We start from the raw sequence: 19,050 nt of genomic DNA, 5'->3' as shown, positions 1-19,050 counted from the left end.
GTTATTTTATGGTTTCCGGTTTAAATAAAACGGTTCCGTCGTTTTTAATCTGCCATGCCGTAATGGGGTTCATGTGGTATCCGCCCAGGTTTACACCACGGGCTTCTGCCAATTGCGCCAAAGTAGGTTGCAAATAGCCTGTTTCGTCGGTAACACGACTTAATATTTCAGTGGCTTCCCCTTTCCAATCCCATAGGTACCTGAAATAAGTATGTGCTTTACTTAACACGGGTTCCTGTAAATTGGCCAATTGCCAGGTTTTTCCGGCATCGGTGCTTACTTCTACTTTTTCTACCTTACCCCTACCGCTCCAGGCAATTCCACGTATTTCTACCCAACCCTTATTTACCTTTTGGGGATAAGATGGATAGGTGATAATGGAACGCGCATCCAACTCAAAGCTAAACATTCTGATTTTATCTTTTACAGGGTAAGTATATTTTGACGTTTCTTCCCTGGTCATGTAAGGTTCTTCCGAAAGTTCGATACGCCTTAACCACTTGATATTCATGTTGCCTTCAAAACCGGGCAAAAGTAACCTCATGGGGTAACCCTGCTCGGGCCGTATAGCTTCACCGTTCTGTGCATACACAATCATGGCATCATCCCAGGCTTTTGCGATGGGGATGGTACGCGTCATTATGGCGGCATCAGAGCCTTCGGCCAGAAACCATTTGGCTTTATCGCTAATGCCTACTTCATTGAAAATGGTGGAGAGCATTACACCCGTCCACTCGCTTTGGCTGGTAAGTCCGAGGATATCTTGCGGAGTCATTTCGGCTTTCCCTGTACGGAAATTACCGGCACATTCGATAAAACAGGTGCGGGTAACAGATGGAAACCTTTTGATATCGGCAAGGGTAAATTTCATTGGGTTTTCGACCAAACCATGAATGAGCAATTCGTGTTTTGCCGGATCGATGGTTGGAATACCTGCATGATGACGTTCGAAATGAAGATCGGCCGGCGTAATGGTGCTGTGCAGATCCTGCAAGGGAGTGCGCGAAGAAATATCAGAAGGTTTGCGTACGGACTGCTCAAATGGGGAGCGTTTTCCCACTGGACTTGGCCCTGGACCAACAGTTTTAGTCGGATCATCAGCAATTTCAGGTAAAATCGAATTTTCAGCCAACTTTTCATCAGCAAATAACGATTGTACAGGTAAAACTGCAGCAGCAATTACCCCGCCCAATAAGGTTCGCCTGCTGATTTTACCAGTGGCTACTTTCTGATCTTTATTTCCGCTCTTTTCCATTATTTTATTTCGGGGCCTCCTTTGCGGTCGTCCATAATAAACAGTTTTTTTGCTGGCATTACCACTTTATAGAGGTTTTTAGCATCGAGTACCACATCTGCTTTGATAATTTTGTTAGCATTGAGCAGATAGGCGGTTATGCTGTATACCTCATCGTTACTTAGCGAGCCAGGCATATTATAGGGCATGGCGCGGCGCATATAATCGAACAAAGTAGTGGCATAAGGCCAGTAATTACCAATGGTTTTAGGTTTGCTGGTGGCCGATGTATCGCCAACCAAAGCATTTCCGGGAAGTTTTACACCAGGCTTTTCGATACCATCAACACCATGGCACATTGCGCATTTTTGAGCATATAATACCCTGCCTTTTTTTACATCGCCCTGCCCTGCCGGCAATCCTTTTCCATCCGGGCGAACATCGATATCCCATGCGGCAATTTCCTGTGCGGTAGCGGGGCGGCCAAAACCAAATTTGGCAGGCCGCTTTAAGCTATCGGTTAATGGCAATTGAGCCTTCATGGGCATAAATGCCGTTTTTAACGACATTAATAACAACATTACAGGGCATGCGAGTATGAGTACCGTTTTTTTGTTCATCGCTTTAATATTTACCGGCACTCAAAGTGCTTTTCGGCAATACATATTGTCGGTCGTAACGATCGAGCACAACATAAATAGAGTCTTTTCGCTCGTTGATACCTGAAAGGATAACCCTCGAACCGTCTGTAGTCTCATATTTCAATACCATGCGATGGCGTTTTACTTCCCTTTGTTTTTCGGCAAATTCACGATCCCGGCGGGTAGACCAGGCTGCTTTATCGATCATTTTATTTTCATCGCCAATGTGCTGCCATGCGGTTTTACTGATCCAGTTATCTTCTTTTGGTTTTGCCTCTTTAGCCTTGTCGGCACCTTTACGTCCGCCCCTTAAAGCCATCACATTTTTATCCTGCAGGTAAAGTACTTTATCTACGGTATCGGCATAATAATGAAATGCCCTTTGGCCACCGGCAACACCACTGATTTCGAAAGTACGCTGGATATCGCGCATCGGACTACCGCCACCGTTTGAAGGATCGATGAGTACCGGACGATTGATTTTGAAGGTAAGCGTGGTCCAGTTTTCGAAAGTAGCTTCCTGCCATCGGGTAGAATCGAGCGGATTAAACGGAATAACTTCTCCGTTAATTTTAAATTCGCTTACACGGTAATTTCCCCTTAGTTTTTTAACGCCAGCAGTTGCAGGCTGTTTATAAGGGTCGTATTTAAAATTGATCACCTCGGTATAGGTAAGTACACCGAAAAAGATCACAAAAGTAAGCACCTTTAGGGTAATGCGGCTGTATTTTAGCCATGGTTTTCTAAAATCGGGGTACACCCTGAACGGAACGGTATAACGTTCGAGAATGAGCAGGTTGTATAATTTAGGAAAATCATCGGCAGCGATAAACAGCCCGAGCAGCACAAAATAAAAGGCGTACACATGTACACCGCCGTCATAAGCGTAGTTTACGAAAGTGATATCGCCTAGCGCGGCCGCTAAAAGTATAGCTCCAAATGTGCTGGTTTTACGGAAGAAAAGCATGCCACCGGCAACAATTTCGACCACACCACCAAAAACCTGGTACCATGGCACCACACCTACGGAAAGCCAGTATATTTTTTGGGCGGTAAAATCGCCAAAATTACTGTTGAGCAAACCCAGTGAGGGATAAGGCATCTGAGTAGGGAAAAGTTTGGTGAATCCGAAACCGATAATCCCGATGCCGGCGCGGTAACGCACCACCACCCTGATCCAGTAATAAAGAATGTGATAGGATTTGCGCTTGCGGTCAAATGCTGTCCAAATTAGTGCACCTACCAAAGCAAACACCAGTGCGATGCCCCAATCTGTATAATCGGCCAGAAAACTTCTTTTTGGTGGTAAAGCTGTACTGCGATCGCTTTTGGTTTCAGTTTTTTTAACACCACCATTTTCTGTTTTATTTTTTCTCGCACCGTCTTTTTTAGCTGGTTCATCACCAGATGGCGAATCGGTAATATCACGCGAACGCTGATTGCCGAAAAGTGATAAAAAGCTGGGCTGGAAACGGGCGATATCGTACAAATCGCGGTAATGCGGCCTCGACCAATCCAGGGTAAAAACATTTTTATACCAATTGGCCGAAAAAGGGATAGACATGGCAAGGAAGAAAATAAACAGCACGCGGAAGCCAAATTTCTTTTGGCCCGACCATGGCTTTTTAGCTGCAGCCTGTTGTGCTGTTGTTTCGTTTTCTATATCCTGTTGTTTTATTTCAGACATAACATTAAGCTTTTATAGTTTAAGTGCTTTGCGGCGGCTAAGCTTTAATGGATATTTTTTATCGATTTTGTTCAGTACCACATAAATCGAATCGCGGTGTTGATCGGTACCCGAAAGGATTACCGTAGCGCTATCGGGGCGGCTATAATTTAACCGCAACTGCTCATCCTTGTAGTGTGGATTTTTGTTATCCAACAGCAATACATGGTTTATCGAATCGACAGTATAACTGTAATAATGCCTTCCGGCGGTACCGGCCAGCTCGTAATCGCGGTCTTTATCGTTTTTAAATACCTGTTCGTAATTTGCCGAATCAACAATTACTTTCCGATCGGAACGCACGCTGATGGTGGCCCATTTCTCGAATACTACATCTTTCCAACGGATGGAATCTGCGGCAGCATAAGGCAACACACGGCCATTGATCCTGAACTCACTCACATTGTAAATTCCTGCAGCCCTGGCCAAACCTTTGGTGCGTGGAAACTGGTAAGGATCGTGATGAAAACCCGAATAGGTCTTAAAACCGTAAAGGAAAACGAAAAAGAAAATAACCAGTGTTTTAAGTGCTAAGCGCAGGCTTTTAATTTTTCCCACAAATTGTGGCTTAAAACCATTTGGTAATGTTGGGCGCTCAAGCGATACGAGGTTATAAATCCGCTGTGCATCGAACCAGAGCACAAACAATGCGAAAGTAACCAGGTAAGTGGCATATACAAATTCGCCCCCTTCGTAAGCCAGGTTGGATATAAACACGTTTCCGGTAAATACCAGTATAATTGCTGCACCGATGGTTGCCGTTTTACGAAAGAACAATAATAAACCAGCAAGGATTTCTATTGCGCCTAAAAATGCTTCGTAAGAAGGTACAATGCCCAAACTCATCGAAAATATTTTCCAGTCGGTAAAATCGCCATAACTGGTATTCAAATTACTGATGGAAGGAAAAGGTGCCTGCAGCGGGAAAAATTTGATAAATCCGTAACCGATAATGCCAATGGCCAAACGGTAACGCACCACAACCCTTAACCAGTAATAAAACTGGTTGTAATCAATATCCTTATACTTCGTTTTGCCCCAGGCAACTGCACCAATTATCGCAATTACCGCAACGATGATCCAGTTGATAAAGCTATCGGCACCGGGCAGAAATTTTGCGGATAAACGCGTAAGGTTAAAAATATCGCCATAACTGATATGAAACCAGTTAAAGCCAAAAACAATTTTAAAAAAGTCGACACTTAAAGGAATAGCCTGAAGGATAAAAAAGAGAAAAAAGAACCTGAATATCAGCTTTTTCCTTTCCGTCCAAACAGGTGGCGATGGTATGTTGGTATTACTCATTGCTTTATTTTTTTTAAGGTTATTGATCGTCGTCTGCCTTACCCGGTTTGCGCGGTTCTTTAATTACCTGCCTTTTGGCCAAATCGTATTTCTGCCCTGCACCGAGGAAGAAAAAAGGTCCGTTCGAAGCCGTAAAATCTTCGCGATTATTTACCACATGTTTTTCGCCGCTGTTGATAATGGTATTGTAATCGTAAATGGCCACGAAAGAATGTCCGAGTACCTGCAAAGTATCGCGCTGTACCAAAATTGCTGTTGCTTCGTTCAGGCCAATGCCGATAAAATCGGGCGCATTACGGATAAAATCAACCAGATCGAACTGGCGGTTACGTACCAATAAATGCTGATCGATGGCCGAATATTTAAGAAACCCCAGGCCCTGAGTATGGTCGCCCACCAAAACCTGTGCGCCTTTAGTATCGCCCCTCCATAAAAAAGAGCCAATAATACTTGCCCCTGCCGAGCTGCCTGCAATTACACCTCCCCTGTTCAGCACATCGATAAATGCCTGATGGGTAAGGGTGTTGAGGTAAGAATCGGCGATACGCCACTGGCGGCCACCCTCAAAATAAACAGCGGTTGCATTTTTTAATGGGGCAATAAATTTTTCACTATTGGCTTCCTTAAAATCGCTGGTATGGAAAAGGGTTACGTTTTTAATTCCTGTTTGGCGTTTTACCTCCTCAACCCCTTTTTTATCATAGGCCGCCGAATCGCCCGATGCGGTAGTAACCACCACCAATACGGCTTTATCTTTACCTCCTGCGAGTTCGGTAAATTTCTCCCAGATATCACGTTGCGAACCCACATTACCACCAATAATCAACAGACTGCCTTTTTCGGGGCCGTGTCTGGTATCAGATTTTTTTACGGTGATTGGTGATGATTGGGCAAAGGCCGAATAACCGAATGCGGTTAAGGCCAAAAGAAAAATGCTTAATTTTTTCATGATCAATATTTTTAATAACCAGGGTTACGGTTTGCTCCTCCTAATTGCGGATCAACCAATGTTTCGTTATAAGGAATCGGGAAAAGATAAAGGTGTTTATCGGGTAGCGCCAGCACCGTTTGCGCACGGTCAGTCCGCACCAAGTTAAACCAGCGGTCGGCTTCGAAAGGAAATTCTACCTGACGTTCTTTTTCGAGTGCCAATAAAATCTCACTTAAAGTAGCTGCAGTTGTTACACCAAGCCCCGCACGGCTACGTACGGAATTCAAATCGGTTTGTGCACTATTTGTACCGATGAGGTTGCCTTGTTGTGCCCTCGCTTCAGAACGGATGAGGTATAATTCGGAAATGCGGATAACATAAGCAGGGTCCGTACCCAATGGATTGCGGTAATACAATTTGCCATACCATAAATTGCCCGGAGGCGCGGTTTGCGCTATTAAAGTATTGCGGTTACCGCCAATGGTTGGGTTATTTAACAAAGCAACCAAAGCATCGTTCGGCGACCACTCCCTACGTCCGCCCAAAGCCGGTGGCAACCACCAGTTGCTGTGTCCGTTAGTGTTCGAGGTCGTATAAGCCAGTTCGAGTACCGATTCGTTTGTAGTTACGGCATTATTGGCAAAAAACGCACTGTAAGGTGCTACAAGCGAATAATTTGCATTATCGTTGATTACTGAAGTGGCAAATTGCTCGGCCAAGGCCCAGTTTTTTTGGTAGAGGTAAAATCTGGCTTTTAGCGCCTGCACTGTACGCAAACTAACCCGGTTACGGTTTACGGCTGTTGGCACCAAAGTTTCGGCAGCGTTTAAATCTTTTAGCACCTGCGCATAAGTATCAGCCAAACTGCTGCGTGGGATATCGCTGTTATCTGATGAGTTATTGGTCGCTTTTAAGATCAGTTGTACCCCACCCCAACCACGTGCCAAGTCGAAATAAGCCAGTGCACGCACAAAATAAGCCTCGCCAAGGTATTGGTTTTTTAGCGTTGTGGTAAGCAGCGGATCGCTAACAGTTGGTACCTTATCAATGATGTAATTCGCCTGCGAAATGGTTTTGTAAATGGCCGTCCATGCTGATTGTACATATCCGTTTGTAGCAGAAGTAAGGTGTTTGGTAATCTCGTTAGGATCAGACTGCGAGCCCGACCATTGGATATCTCCGGCAGATAAATAAGACAGTGCCGGAAAGTTTGAGCCATAATAACTGTTGGCGGCCAGCAGGTTAAATAAACCATTTGCCGCAGTGGCTGCAGTACCGGCATTGATGATGGCCTGATCCTGATCTACCTGCAACTGGGGCTGTACCTCCAGAAACTTTTTGCAGGAAGTGAACAGGATAATGACTGCGAATATGTATATAACTTTTTTCATGATTGATTATTCGGTTTAAAAAGTAATGTTTGCACCTATCTGGAAAGTACGTGGCACAGGTGGCGTACCTAAATCGTAACCGAGTACGGTAGCCGATGATGACACATTGATCTCCGGATCCGGACCTTTGTATTTAGTCCACAACCAAAGGTTTGAACCGCTGGCGTATATTCTTACCGAATTCATCCTGGCTTTTTTAATAAAATCTTTAGGCAGGTTATAACCCAGGGTTACATTGCTTAGGCGAAGGAAAGATCCATCCTCTATGTTACGGCTGGTTGGGCTTAAGGTATAATTCTGTCCGTAAGCGGTTAACCTTGGCATATTGGTAATATCGCCCGGTTTCTGCCAGCGGTCTAACTGGTACACATCCATTGCCCTGTTGGCATCGCGGGTACCGCCACCTTCAAGAAAATAGTTGTTGTTATTGTAAACCTTGTTGCCATAAACAAAGTTGAAAAACACTGATAAATCGAAACCTTTATAGCTGAGGTTATTGGTTAAACCGCCATTAAATTTCGGCAGCGCATTACCTACCGGAACAATATCATTTGCGTTGATTACGCCGTTATGATCAGCATCTTCGTAAACGGCATTTCCAGTCTGCGGATCAACATAAAGCTGGTTGTACACAAAGAAAGTGTACATCGATAAGCCTTGCACCATACGTTCGGCGGCATAAGCGGCAACCACTGGCGTAGGCAGTTTTTCAATTTTATTGATGTTGCGCGAAATATTAAAATTGGTACTCCATTTCAATGCACCATCGAGGTTAACACTGCTGATGTTCAGTTCCAATCCTTTATTGCTCATTTCGCCGGCATTGGTAAGGATAGATGAAAAGCCTTTACTCGAAGCCAGCGGCAGGTTAAGCAACAGGTTGCTGGTGTATTTATCGTAAACATCACCGCTCAAAGTAAGTCTGTCTTTAAAGAAACTTAAATCGAAACCGATATTGGCCTGGCGTGTGCTTTCCCATTTCAGATCGGGATTAGCCAATTGCGATGGTACCGTACCAGGATTGTTCTGATAGTTGGCACCGGCACCCCATAAACCACGTGAAGCAAAATCGTTTATCCCGTTCTGGTTTCCGGTTACCCCAATACTTCCACGGAGTTTTAAGTCCGAAATTACAGCAACATCCTTTAAGAAGTTTTCTTGTTTAACACGCCATGCCAAACCTGCCGAAGGGAAATATCCCCATTGGTGATTGGCACCAAAACGCGAAGAACCATCGGCACGAATACTGAATACTGCATAGTATTTTCCACCGTAGTTATAATTTAAACGGGCGAAAAATGAAGAAAGTCTGTATTGTGTTTCTGAAGCTGATGAAGTTGTTGTAGCCGCAGAGGCAATCTGTTGAAACGAATCGTTCGGAAAATTGGTCCCCTGTGCTAAAGTTTGGTTGGAAATCGATCCCTGTAACGAATTACCGATCAATGCTCCAAAGGTATGCTTACCGGTAACATGGTTATAATTTAAGGTCTGTTCATTTGTCCAGATGGTGTTATTGCTTACACTTGAGGTACCTAAGTTTTTGTTCGCAATACCCAGGTTGGTTAAACTGTTCCAGTACTGAAATTCGTTATACTGGTTATAATCAACACTCCAGCTGGTTTTAAAGGTTAAATCCTTAGTAATATTTACTTCGCCATATAAATTACTGATCAACCTGTTACTGGTGCTGTTCATATTGGTATTGTTCAGCAGCACATCAAGGTTATCAAAACCGGCCCATTTACCAGGTGTTCCGTCGGCATTAAACTCTGGCAGATAGGTTGGTGTATGGAGGGCCGATTGTAAAATCCCACCCTGCGGACCATCGCCTACACGGGCATTGGTGCGGTAAGTTTGGGTAAGAATGTTGCTGGTTCCGATTTTTACGTAGTCGTTGATTTTCTGATCAATATTTACCTTGAAACTTCCCCTTCTAAAATCGTTTGTTTTAAGGGTAGCTTCCTGTTTATTTAAGCCTCCACCAATATAATAAGTGGTTTTATCGTTACCACCCGAAACAGAAATATCGTAGTTCTGCAAAAGTCCGGTGCGGAAAGCTTTATTCAAACGGTCATAAGTATTTTGATCCTGTGGTAAACCACGTGGTGCCGGCGAAGCAGTAGGATTATCGGTTAATGCCCTAAATGGCTGAAACCTGTAAGTAGTAGCCGGACTTGTTCCATTTGCAGCTGCAATGGCAATGGCATCGGCGTTTGAATTGCGGTAAAATTCGTTGATCAGTTCGGCATGTTGTGGCCCTGTTACCAGATCCCACAATTTTGGTGCTTTTGCCACACCTACATAAGCACTTAAACTTACTTTTGGCGCGGTGTTGTATTTACCGCGTTTAGTAGTGATCACGATTACGCCATTGGCTGCACGCGCACCGTAAATGGCCGTTGCATCGGCATCTTTTAAAACAGTAACACTTTCAATATCATCCGGACTAATATCGGATAGCGGGTTATTCGCCTGCCCCTGGGTAGTAATGCGCTGTAATGATCCGCTGTTTACATAAACACCATCAATTACATACAAAGGATCGTTACTGGCGTTGATAGAGGTTGTACCACGGATCCGGATAAACATTCCATCACCCGGAACACCGGTAGAAGTGCTTACCTGCAAACCCGGGGCTTTACCTTGTAACTGCTCAGCAAAAGTAGCAGTTGGTTTGGCCCTTACTTCGTCGACTGCAATGGTAGAAACCGAACCTGTTAACGATTTTCTGGTCTGGGTACCGTAGCCAACTACCACTACATCATTTAACTGGCTGTTTACTTCTTTTAACCTGATGGTTGTAGGACTAGTGCTCACCACAATTTCTTTGGTTTCGTAACCTACAGAACTTAAAATTAAGGTATATGGCAGTTTCTGGCCGGTTACAAATGTAAATTTCCCATTACCATCGGTCGAAACTACGTGCGTAACTCCTTTAATACGGACTACAACACCGGGCAATGGCTGTTTGGTTAAAGAATCGATTACAGTACCTACCAATTTGGAGTTAATGAGTGGCGGTGGCTCTACCTGTGCAAAAATTTTAAGGGGTACGGCCAGCACGGTTAGGAGCAAAACGAGGCAGGCCAATAAGAATGGTTTTTTCTTATGGAGAAATATTTCCATATTTAACGGGTTTTATGTTAATGGTTCAATTCATTGGATAAGGCTGGATGGGTATCAGTGCGTGATTGGCGTTACAGAACTGATATTCCATGGTAACCGGCGAGGCTTCCTTGCCGGTTCTTTTTTGGCAATAATTTTAACACATATTTAAGGGGAATTGGTGGTCAGGTTTTAGGGTACCATAGGTTTAACCTATAACTTTTGGAGAAAATCGAGATCAACAACAGCACATATTCCCATGGAAATAGATATTTAAAACAGAGCGTTTAAGATTAATATCAGAGGTAGAGGAGGTTTGGGGTGTTATTGTTGCATTCATGATCAGCGCAAACATATTGATAAATATTTAATCTACAAAATCCATAGACTAACTATTAATAATGTTACACGAGTTATGTTATTGAATGTGAGGGGATATTTGGTTCGTGGCGACACGAACCATGGATCGGAATAGTTTAGTTCAAAAAGAAGTGATCAATAAGACGATAAATGGTAGCCCAATTTCAAACCTTTATTTTTCTAAACAGACGCATAAATCTACTTAATTTCAAAAATTTGTTATTACAAATTAGTTTTCTTTTATCTCATTTATCCACATAAAATTCTTAAAAATCACATAAAACAAAAACATAAGTGACTAAAAACCAATTTCTTAAAAAGAAGAAATATTCAAAAATCACATAACCATCACATAAGATTATACCCAATATGGGACATATTTTGCAAATTTTTTTGATTTGTTATCTACGTCATAGTCTTTGATTAATTCTGAAGCAATTGCATCAGCAATTATTCTCGAAGCAATTGAGTAATTATGCTCTTCTATACCAAATCTTTCACGTAAGCTTTGGTTCGTCATTATATCTCCTGAAACATACTTAAGACATGCGTGTAAATAACAAGCTCTAACTTTATCCGCTTTATCCATTTGTCTAAGTTTCTTAGGTCCATACATTATAATTCTTGTATAATTATCTCCAACAATGACCTCATGAGCGGGCAATTGATTAAATTCACATTCAAATACTACTTTATCAATCCCGCTTCCACGCTCTTCGCAAATATTAAGTCTTCTCATAAACTTTGCAAGAATTTCATTTCTACTTTCTGGGCTATGGTCAACAAATCTCAATGGATCAATTAATGGCTTTCCAGGATTAGTAATCTCAATTCTATTATTAAATACTTCAACCATAGGTGAGGAGCCCATTATCGAGAAATCTTGGTGAATAATTGCATTTGCGATGAGCTCTCTCAGCGCCAATATTGGATAAAGTGTTACCTGTCTACGTAAAGCAGCATCAATAATCTCGTTAGAAGGAAGGTTATCAGAAAAATACTTTATTAATCCTTCAAACCCAACTGCATATCCCCTTTTACCAACCTGTTCCTTTATAGCTTTAATTCTATTATTCCCATCATAAAAAACTACGCGCATAGCTCGCCTAGAAAGAGATTCAAACTTTTCCATATCCTTTGCAAAAAGTAGCGCTCCCAAATTTGTAATATCATAACAAGCGCCATTTTTAAAAATAATTTTATCTTGAAGTAATCTTTCTATTATACCTTTTCTATTATCAGGTAAACGAAAATCTATCAAATCAAAATAGCCTGTATAATCAATAAACTTGAGAACCTCGTCGTCACTGACGTGTTCCATAGCAATTGCTTTCTCAAATACATAATTATCTTGCTTATTCCAAATGGCCCGTTCTCTTTCAGGATGATCATCAAGGTTCTTTTTATAACTACCAATTCTAATAAATGGTATTCCACGAAAACTTACTGGTTGACTCCTTGTAGCCGAAATTTTGAAAATAACAAAATTAAGACCATTCAACTGTAGCTCAAAAATATTAAAGTCAATCCTAGGATTGAGTTGAGTTGCAATCCAGTTTTCTAATTCTTGATTGCCAATCATTGCCGCCTTAGGTTTAAATTTGGTTCCAACGAAACGATGAGTATTGTCCTCTACTCCATAAATGAGATAGGCATATTTCTGCTTTTGGTAACATGCGCTATTACTTAATGCTGCAATGTATTCGCCTATTTCTTGCGGATTTCCATTATTAACCTTAAATTCTACCCATTCCGATTCTTTGGGCATTGCCTGAAGATCTTTAAGCAATATTGTTAAATCTAGGTTATTCATATTAATTTGACGTATCAACACTAATACCTAAGTTATGAATTTATTTCATAACGATCTATCCTTAAGACATAATCATTCCTAATAATAAATAACCTATAAACATTCATTAAACTAAGGAGCAAAATAAAAAGTTATGAAGTTCAGAAAAACACAATGCCTTTTTTTATATAATCCTACTATTAACGGCATAAGAAAGTGCCTCTACCATGTTACTCACCCCTAAACGTTCAAAAATCCGCCTCCGGTAGTATTTTACCGTATCAGGAACAACAAATATTTTTTCGGCAATCTGGTTAATGGTTAAACCCTGTGCATGTAAGCGTAATATTTCTATTTCTCTACTGCTGAGTTTTGCTTTCTCCGATTTACGCCAGATATTATCTTTAACATCCAGCTCCCATACTTCATCGGCTCCCTGTTTATAAATAAAAACATTACCGGCATCCTGATGGTTGGAAATGGAAACAATACACATCGCTTTCCATATTTTTTCATCTGTAGATAGAAATAAAGGTGTGAGCCGATGGTTAATCAACATGGGCTTACCTTCCTGATTGATCAGGTGGAAATCGTAAGAAATACTGTATAACTTTTTTTCCTCCGCAGGCAATCTGGCAAAAAAATCAAAGCCGGCTTCATTAATCAGGTTTAATAAAGCAAGATCTTTTTCAGGTACATTTTTGAAATAAAACTCATAACCCAGATTAAGCACCTCGGCCGGTGAATAGCCGCATAAAAACAATGGATTTTCCGAAACGTATTCGAAAGCCATCTTTTCATAATCAATCACATATACGCTTTCGTAAGTCAACCTCGCAAAAGCACTTACAGTCTCCAGATAATCGTGCTGCCGAAGGTATTCTTCATCTGATATCTTTGTGATCTTATTCTTGGTAAGCAGGCTGGAGTTGATATTATCTTTCATGTACAGGATGGCTTAATCACAAATTTACACTAAAGTGTAGCCTCTGAAAATATTTTTGTATCCACTTTTACAGAAAATTACTTCTACATAATGAAAAACCCGTCTGAATTAAGATTAAACGAACTAAATAAGCGTAAAATAACTTTCAAAGATGCCTTAATTGCAATTTTTATAGCGGGTTTATTTATTGTTTTCTCGTTATTCTTTCTTCACACCAAATTTATTTATTTATTCCTGTAGCGATTAACTAAAAAATCAAATTACATGATGTATCCTGAGCTAACAAATTGCAGAAACTGCAGCCATACCGTAAACGGTAACTTTTGTGGCCAGTGCGGTCAGCCCGTAAATATTAAAAGAGTCGACTCACATTATATTTTACACGAAATACAGCATGTTTTACATTTCGAAAAAGGAATATTATATACGATAAAAGAGTTATTAATCAGACCCGGAAAAAACATTCAGGAGTTTATCGGCGATAACCGCAGCAGATTGGTAAAACCAATATTGTTTATCATCATTACTTCCTTAATTTATACCATCATCAATCATTTCTTTCATATCGAACAAGGATATGTAGTGTATAGTGGCACCGAAAAATCTGCTATAGGCTCAATTGTTGATTGGGCGCAAAACCATTATGGCTATGGCAATATCATTATGGGCATATTCATTTCCTTTTGGCTAAAACTCTTTTTTAAAAAATATAACTATAACTTTTTTGAGATATTAATCCTCTTATGTTTTGTAATGGGCGTGGGCATGTTGATTTTTTCTTTCTTTGCCATTATAGAAGGATTAACCAAATATAGCCTCATGAAAGTTTCGGGACCAATTGGGGTAGCCTATTGTACCTGGGCCATTGCCCAGTTCTTTAACAAAAAGAAAGTAGGAAGTTATATAAAAGCATTTATTGCCTATGCTTTGGGGATGATTACATTTTCCATTTCTATAGGGATATTAGGTATATTAATCGATAATTTCATCAAGTAACCAATACGTCTAATCTGCAGCCATATCATCCCTGCCCCATTGTTCTATTGTTTTGATCAGCGGAAGGAGCGAAAGTCCGTAAGGCGTAACTTTATATTCAACGCGTGGTGGTATTTCGGGGAATACAATCCGTTCGATAATATTGTCTTCTTCCAGTTCTTTTAACAGGTTTACCAACGTTTGTTTACTAATGGTTGGAATGCCTTTTTTCAGCAGGCTAAAACGGTTGCAGTTCAGGCTAATGGCATAAATAAGTAACACCTTCCATTTTCCGCCAACTTTATTCAAAAAATGTGTTACCCCACAATTATTGGGGTTAAAATCTTTGTTCTTTCTCTTATTTGCCATTGGTCTAAAATGATGTACTAAGTACAATAATCGCTACTATTCTCGATAGAAACCGAAGGTAGTAAATTTGTTCATACTTAATATCCAACCACTTAAAGCATTTAAAAATGATACTAACAGAAATTAAACAACATATTTTAGGAGAATGGACAAGCATTGCTCCCGAAATCCGTCCGAGCAGTCTTAAAAATGAAGATGGTTCCATTAAACCTTTTTACCTGAAAAGGAACTTTAAATACCTGTCTAACGACAAATTTGAACTCGAAATCATTAATTCAGCAGATCCATTTGGCAAAACACCATTATCTAAAATCTGGCTTAGCGGGAATACTGTGTGGCAGGGCGAACATCCCATTGCTGCCGATGCCCAAAAAGTAAAGTTTATTGCTGATGAAGGTTATCAGGTTACACCGCTCATCCAGCCTTTTGCCGATCTGCTGAATAAAATTGCGGTTAACGGTTATGAAACCTGGGAAGTGAATAAAACCCAGAATATCCTTAAAAAAGCATTCGCACCATTTGGTTTGGCAGAAGGACAGGTATTTGCTGAATATGATCTGATATACCCATTGGATAACCTTTTATTCTGGGGTGCACGAAATGTTGATGGAAGAGGTTTTGATACAGAAGAAAACAGGCCTACCAACCTTCAGATACCCTTGATCAGAAAATAAATTTTCTTTTATTTAATTAACAAAAGCGGCTAACATCTTGTTATCCGCTTTTTTAACACTACGCCATTTCGACTAACATTGAAGCAATTTAGCCTATATAATGTGCTCATTTGAGCGGAAATTTGTTTAATCAGACTTATAAAATGCCTGATTGAATAAATTAAAATGGAAACTAAAATTGCGACAAAATTTACCATCGGAACCGAGCAGGGGATAGACGATCTGGCCTTCATCACCACCGCAACAGCAAGGGAAAAGTTCACAGGAAAAATCCCTGATCAGGAACTCGAAGATTACATTGAGGTAAATTTTAATAAAAATGCTTTAAGGGAAGAACTCAACAACCTATCTAACCAATATTTAATTGTTTATGTGAACAGTGAGCCCGCCGGTTATACCAAAGTAACTTCGAAAGGAATAAAACCCAAAGTTTTTGAACATAAAACAGTAATAAGGATAGCAGATTTCGGTGTATTAAGCATGTTTAACGACCCTTTGGTTGTTAGATCGCTATTCGAAAAAAGCCTTTCTATATCAACCATGCAGGAAGTGATCTGGATAAGCGAATCTGAAGACAGCTCCTATCTGGATCTTTTTGAAAGTTACGGTTTCAGCAGAAACAGCAACATTACGTTTTTACACAAATCACCTATCCAGCTGATTTATTTAGTTAAAGAAAAAACAATTAAGCAAAATATAAAATGAACACGAGAAATAATCCACTAAATATGCCAGCGCTGGGCTTCGGCACTTTAATTCCTGATGCTGCCACCACCATAAATGCAACCAGGTATGCACTGGAAGCCGGTTTCAGGCATTTTGATTGCGCCGAACGCTACCGCAACGAAAGCGAAGTGGGTATGGCCTTGCAGGCTGCGATTGCAGCAGGAACTGTTACCCGTGAAGAACTTTTCATCACCACCAAACTGTGGAACACCAACCACAGGCCAGAGCGGGTTGAAGCTGCATTTAATGCAAGTTTAACGCGTTTACAGCTCGATTATCTTGATCTTTACCTCATCCACACCCCATTTGCATTTCAACCCGGAGATGAGCAGGACCCACGTGATGAAAATGGCAACGTGATTTATGATAATGGCGTTAGTTTAGTGGATACCTGGAAAGTAATGGAGCGTTTGGTAGATGAGGGTAAATGCCGTGCCATTGGCCTTTCGGATGTTAATTTAGCGCAAGTAGCAGAAATATACAAATCGGCAAGGATTAAACCGGCCGTTGTACAGGTAGAAGCACATCCATATTTACCGGAAACAGAACTATTGGAATTTTGTAAAGAAAAAGGAATCGTGTTTCTGGCCTTCGCCCCCCTTGGGCATGGAATAAGACCGGGATTATTGGAAAACCCGGTGATTACAGCAATTGCGGCCGGCACTGGAAAAACAGCCGCGCAAGTACTTTTAGCATGGGCATTACAGCGTGGTACTGCTTTACTTACCACACCAAAAACAGCAGAACGCGCAAGAGAGAATTTTGATATCTCTCCCCTGCCTGAAGATGCGATGGATAAAATTAATGCTATCGAAATCAGACAAAGGTATAACCAGGTTGTAAAAACAGGTTCTCCCGGATTTATTCCACAAGGTTTTTTCGATGCAAAAAACTAAGTTTAGCTTTAAATACCAACAGCAATGCTTACCGATATTATCGATAAAAATTTAAAAGTAATTTTCTGCGGGATTAACCCAGGACTAAAATCGGCATGGGATGGTCACCACTTTTCAGGACGGAGCAACCGTTTCTGGAAAGCGATCCACCTGGCTGGTTTTACGCCATATGAAATAGACCCGATGCAGGATTTCACCTTCCTAAACTTTGGCTACGGCTTAACCACCGCAGTGGCAAGGGCAACCACACGTGCCGATGAACTTTCGAAAGAGGAATTTACAGCATCAATCGAAAGTTTTAAGAAAAAAATCATACAATATCAACCTCAGTATATCGCTTTTCTGGGGAAAGCGGCTTACAAAGTTCTTTCAGGAAAAAAAGAAATCTCTTGGGGTTATCAGGAAGAAAAATTCTGTGGTGCTTCGGTATGGATACTACCAAATCCTAGCGGATTAAACCGAGGTTTTATGCTTAACGATTTGGTTCAGTATTATAGCGAATTGTACCGGGCAGTTTCGTAAACTATATATTAACTAAAGCGTTTGCGGTATTCAACCGGAGACACCCCAGAATTGGCCCTGAAAAACTTACCAAAAACAGATTGTTCGGAGAAATTGAGCATGCTGCTGATTTGCGATATAGTAAGTGCCTTATTCTGTAATAAAACCTTGGCCTCGAGCATAACGGCATCATCTATCCATTTCCCTGCCGATTTACCCGTTTGTTTTTTTATAGCTGCCGAAAGCGATTTGGGCAATAAATAAAGTTGACTGGCATAAAATTCCAATTTACGTTCACTTGTGTAATTTTTACTCAGCAACTGTCTGAATTTTTTGAAGAGCAGATTGCCTTTTTTAACAGAAGATGTATCAGGAGCGTTTTGCCTGTAATAAGCGTCAATTTCATAAACCAACGCAAAGATATAACTCCTGATCAGTTCTTCCTGATGAAAACCACCCGAAGTCTGCGTTAACTGAATAAGCTCATATATCTTATTGATTTTGGTAAAACAGGCGTCTTTAAGCGGTAAAACAATCAGATCGCCATTATCAAAAAAATCGTACTTGAAAAGAAAAAACAGATCTGCATAACGCTCCATCAAAAACGTATCCTTGAAGAAAATCACATCCATTTTCAATAAGTCGCTACGCTTGCTGAAATAGCGGATAACCGATGGCCCTAAAGTAATAATTGCAGGAGCATCCACCTCCCACGAGCTGAGACCAACATTGAGTTTCACTCCACCCTCTTTAATATAAGCTATGGCATAACTTTCGGCACGGTAAGGCTCTTCGTGATAGGGATGATCGCCAGAGCCCACAAAAAGATAATCCCTGTTGCTATCGGGCACAGAAAAAAGCCGGCTATGCCTCGAAAGTGAAAAGGTTTTCATGTTATCCATTGATGTAAAAATAAGAAATAGAACGGTTTTCAGCCATATCACGGTCTAGGTTATCGCATTCCTAAAACCCTTAATTATGAATCAATTTATTGAGTATAGTAAAGAAAAAGAAGGCTAGCATAATGCCTAAGGCAAATTTTAGCGTCGATTTATAACTCTTTTCGGGCAGGTCGAATGAACCATCATCATTAGTACCTTTTTTTGAAAAACTTAATCCATAGAAATGGAATAGATAGGCGCCTAACATCACCACAAAAATAAACAACCAGGATTTTGATTTTTCAATTTTGAAATGCAAGGTGTCATGGGTAAATATATTCACAATACTGACGCAGGAAAAAACAGCAAGTATATAGATTAAGGTACAAACAGCTGAAGCTAAAATATGTGTCTGATTGTTATAACCATCCCTTTTAAAAAAAAAGTTAAAAAAAGTCTGATATAATAATTCGAATCGTGATCTGAGCATTATTTAATTGTTTCTAATCAAAGATGAGAATTCTTTCCATTGGGAACAAAAAAGAAGCTCCTTCTGTTAGCCCCCTTTCGCATGCGCTCAGGATAAACTTCTCGCCC

Annotated in this window: 16 protein-coding genes; 5 read left to right on the top strand and 11 right to left on the bottom strand. The window is 40.7% G+C overall.

All coding sequences use genetic code 11. From position 1 onward, the window contains the following. Position 1 precedes the first annotated feature (1 nt). The 9 genes from soxC to B2V92_RS02820 all read right to left on the bottom strand — a co-directional run bounded on the left by soxC (position 2) and on the right by B2V92_RS02820 (position 13,431). Positions 2 to 1,255 carry a sulfite dehydrogenase gene (soxC, locus tag B2V92_RS02860; RefSeq protein WP_293304649.1) on the bottom strand — a complete coding sequence of 418 codons (1,254 nt, stop codon included), beginning with the start codon at positions 1,253 to 1,255 and terminating at the stop codon, positions 2 to 4. Continuing rightward, positions 1,255 to 1,854: a c-type cytochrome gene (locus B2V92_RS02855; protein ID WP_293304647.1), complete on the bottom strand. Its 600-nt coding sequence runs from the start codon at positions 1,852 to 1,854 to the stop codon at positions 1,255 to 1,257. Before B2V92_RS02855 ends, soxC begins: the two co-directional genes overlap by 1 nt. A gap of 4 nt (positions 1,855 to 1,858) precedes the next feature. After that, a complete protein-coding gene (locus tag B2V92_RS02850) occupies positions 1,859 to 3,562 on the bottom strand; it encodes a hypothetical protein (protein WP_293304645.1) in 1,704 nt (567 codons plus the stop codon). A 12-nt stretch (positions 3,563 to 3,574) separates the two neighbouring features. Then, positions 3,575 to 4,906, bottom strand: coding sequence for a DoxX family protein (locus B2V92_RS02845; RefSeq protein ID WP_293304643.1), 1,332 nt, complete (start codon positions 4,904 to 4,906; stop codon positions 3,575 to 3,577). 19 nt (positions 4,907 to 4,925) lie between these two features. Further along, positions 4,926 to 5,855 carry a cyanophycinase gene (locus B2V92_RS02840; RefSeq protein WP_293304641.1) on the bottom strand — a complete coding sequence of 310 codons (930 nt, stop codon included), beginning with the start codon at positions 5,853 to 5,855 and terminating at the stop codon, positions 4,926 to 4,928. A gap of 11 nt (positions 5,856 to 5,866) precedes the next feature. After that, complete coding sequence (locus B2V92_RS02835) at positions 5,867 to 7,228, bottom strand: RagB/SusD family nutrient uptake outer membrane protein (RefSeq protein WP_293304639.1); 1,362 nt, start codon at positions 7,226 to 7,228, stop codon at positions 5,867 to 5,869. A 15-nt stretch (positions 7,229 to 7,243) separates the two neighbouring features. Further along, positions 7,244 to 10,354 carry a SusC/RagA family TonB-linked outer membrane protein gene (locus B2V92_RS02830; RefSeq protein ID WP_293304637.1) on the bottom strand — a complete coding sequence of 1,037 codons (3,111 nt, stop codon included), beginning with the start codon at positions 10,352 to 10,354 and terminating at the stop codon, positions 7,244 to 7,246. A gap of 697 nt (positions 10,355 to 11,051) precedes the next feature. Further along, positions 11,052 to 12,506 (bottom strand): ATP-binding protein, encoded by a 1,455-nt coding sequence (locus B2V92_RS02825; protein WP_293304635.1) that lies wholly within the window; start codon positions 12,504 to 12,506, stop codon positions 11,052 to 11,054. 163 nt (positions 12,507 to 12,669) lie between these two features. Next, positions 12,670 to 13,431: a response regulator transcription factor gene (locus B2V92_RS02820; RefSeq protein ID WP_293304634.1), complete on the bottom strand. Its 762-nt coding sequence runs from the start codon at positions 13,429 to 13,431 to the stop codon at positions 12,670 to 12,672. Between the two features lie 264 nt (positions 13,432 to 13,695). On the opposite strand from B2V92_RS02820, the gene B2V92_RS02815 reads away from it, so the two are divergent. Then, the gene (locus tag B2V92_RS02815; protein WP_293304632.1) at positions 13,696 to 14,427 is read left to right on the top strand and encodes a DUF3667 domain-containing protein; all 732 of its coding nucleotides are present in this window, start codon (positions 13,696 to 13,698) and stop codon (positions 14,425 to 14,427) included. Positions 14,428 to 14,436: 9 nt separating this feature from the next. Here B2V92_RS02815 and B2V92_RS02810 read toward each other — a convergent pair whose 3' ends face one another. Continuing rightward, positions 14,437 to 14,775 carry a winged helix-turn-helix transcriptional regulator gene (locus B2V92_RS02810; RefSeq protein WP_293304630.1) on the bottom strand — a complete coding sequence of 113 codons (339 nt, stop codon included), beginning with the start codon at positions 14,773 to 14,775 and terminating at the stop codon, positions 14,437 to 14,439. A gap of 107 nt (positions 14,776 to 14,882) precedes the next feature. On the opposite strand from B2V92_RS02810, the gene B2V92_RS02805 reads away from it, so the two are divergent. From B2V92_RS02805 to mug, 4 genes are all read left to right on the top strand, one after another. Beyond that, entirely contained in the window at positions 14,883 to 15,449 is a 567-nt protein-coding gene (locus tag B2V92_RS02805) for a hypothetical protein (protein ID WP_293304629.1), read from the top strand. Between the two features lie 165 nt (positions 15,450 to 15,614). Next, complete coding sequence (locus B2V92_RS02800; protein ID WP_293304627.1) at positions 15,615 to 16,154, top strand: hypothetical protein; 540 nt, start codon at positions 15,615 to 15,617, stop codon at positions 16,152 to 16,154. Continuing rightward, positions 16,151 to 17,071 carry an aldo/keto reductase gene (locus tag B2V92_RS02795; protein WP_293304625.1) on the top strand — a complete coding sequence of 307 codons (921 nt, stop codon included), beginning with the start codon at positions 16,151 to 16,153 and terminating at the stop codon, positions 17,069 to 17,071. Before B2V92_RS02800 ends, B2V92_RS02795 begins: the two co-directional genes overlap by 4 nt. 24 nt (positions 17,072 to 17,095) lie before the next feature. Continuing rightward, positions 17,096 to 17,593, top strand: coding sequence for a G/U mismatch-specific DNA glycosylase (gene mug, locus B2V92_RS02790; protein ID WP_293304623.1), 498 nt, complete (start codon positions 17,096 to 17,098; stop codon positions 17,591 to 17,593). 8 nt (positions 17,594 to 17,601) lie between these two features. On the opposite strand, the gene B2V92_RS02785 is transcribed toward mug, so the two are convergent. After that, positions 17,602 to 18,474: a helix-turn-helix domain-containing protein gene (locus tag B2V92_RS02785; protein ID WP_293304621.1), complete on the bottom strand. Its 873-nt coding sequence runs from the start codon at positions 18,472 to 18,474 to the stop codon at positions 17,602 to 17,604. Positions 18,475 to 19,050 lie beyond the last annotated feature (576 nt).

It is taken from the genome of Pedobacter sp. UBA5917 (assembly GCF_002432345.1).
Classification (GTDB): Bacteria; Bacteroidota; Bacteroidia; order Sphingobacteriales; family Sphingobacteriaceae; genus Pedobacter.
This window is presented reverse-complemented; position numbering and strand designations above follow the sequence as displayed.

What these genes read in the sequence shown, in the direction of transcription:
- B2V92_RS02830 (WP_293304637.1), bottom strand. Translation starts at nt 10,354, where the DNA reads ATGGAAATATTTCTCCATAAGAAAAAACCATTCTTATTGGCCTGCCTC.
- B2V92_RS02825 (WP_293304635.1), bottom strand. Translation starts at nt 12,506, where the DNA reads ATGAATAACCTAGATTTAACAATATTGCTTAAAGATCTTCAGGCAATG.
- B2V92_RS02785 (WP_293304621.1), bottom strand. Translation starts at nt 18,474, where the DNA reads ATGGATAACATGAAAACCTTTTCACTTTCGAGGCATAGCCGGCTTTTT.
- B2V92_RS02840 (WP_293304641.1), bottom strand. Translation starts at nt 5,855, where the DNA reads ATGAAAAAATTAAGCATTTTTCTTTTGGCCTTAACCGCATTCGGTTAT.
- B2V92_RS02810 (WP_293304630.1), bottom strand. Translation starts at nt 14,775, where the DNA reads ATGGCAAATAAGAGAAAGAACAAAGATTTTAACCCCAATAATTGTGGG.
- B2V92_RS02815 (WP_293304632.1), top strand. Translation starts at nt 13,696, where the DNA reads ATGATGTATCCTGAGCTAACAAATTGCAGAAACTGCAGCCATACCGTA.
- B2V92_RS02795 (WP_293304625.1), top strand. Translation starts at nt 16,151, where the DNA reads ATGAACACGAGAAATAATCCACTAAATATGCCAGCGCTGGGCTTCGGC.
- B2V92_RS02850 (WP_293304645.1), bottom strand. Translation starts at nt 3,562, where the DNA reads ATGTCTGAAATAAAACAACAGGATATAGAAAACGAAACAACAGCACAA.
- B2V92_RS02820 (WP_293304634.1), bottom strand. Translation starts at nt 13,431, where the DNA reads ATGAAAGATAATATCAACTCCAGCCTGCTTACCAAGAATAAGATCACA.
- B2V92_RS02845 (WP_293304643.1), bottom strand. Translation starts at nt 4,906, where the DNA reads ATGAGTAATACCAACATACCATCGCCACCTGTTTGGACGGAAAGGAAA.
- B2V92_RS02835 (WP_293304639.1), bottom strand. Translation starts at nt 7,228, where the DNA reads ATGAAAAAAGTTATATACATATTCGCAGTCATTATCCTGTTCACTTCC.
- soxC (WP_293304649.1), bottom strand. Translation starts at nt 1,255, where the DNA reads ATGGAAAAGAGCGGAAATAAAGATCAGAAAGTAGCCACTGGTAAAATC.
- mug (WP_293304623.1), top strand. Translation starts at nt 17,096, where the DNA reads ATGCTTACCGATATTATCGATAAAAATTTAAAAGTAATTTTCTGCGGG.
- B2V92_RS02855 (WP_293304647.1), bottom strand. Translation starts at nt 1,854, where the DNA reads ATGAACAAAAAAACGGTACTCATACTCGCATGCCCTGTAATGTTGTTA.
- B2V92_RS02800 (WP_293304627.1), top strand. Translation starts at nt 15,615, where the DNA reads ATGGAAACTAAAATTGCGACAAAATTTACCATCGGAACCGAGCAGGGG.
- B2V92_RS02805 (WP_293304629.1), top strand. Translation starts at nt 14,883, where the DNA reads ATGATACTAACAGAAATTAAACAACATATTTTAGGAGAATGGACAAGC.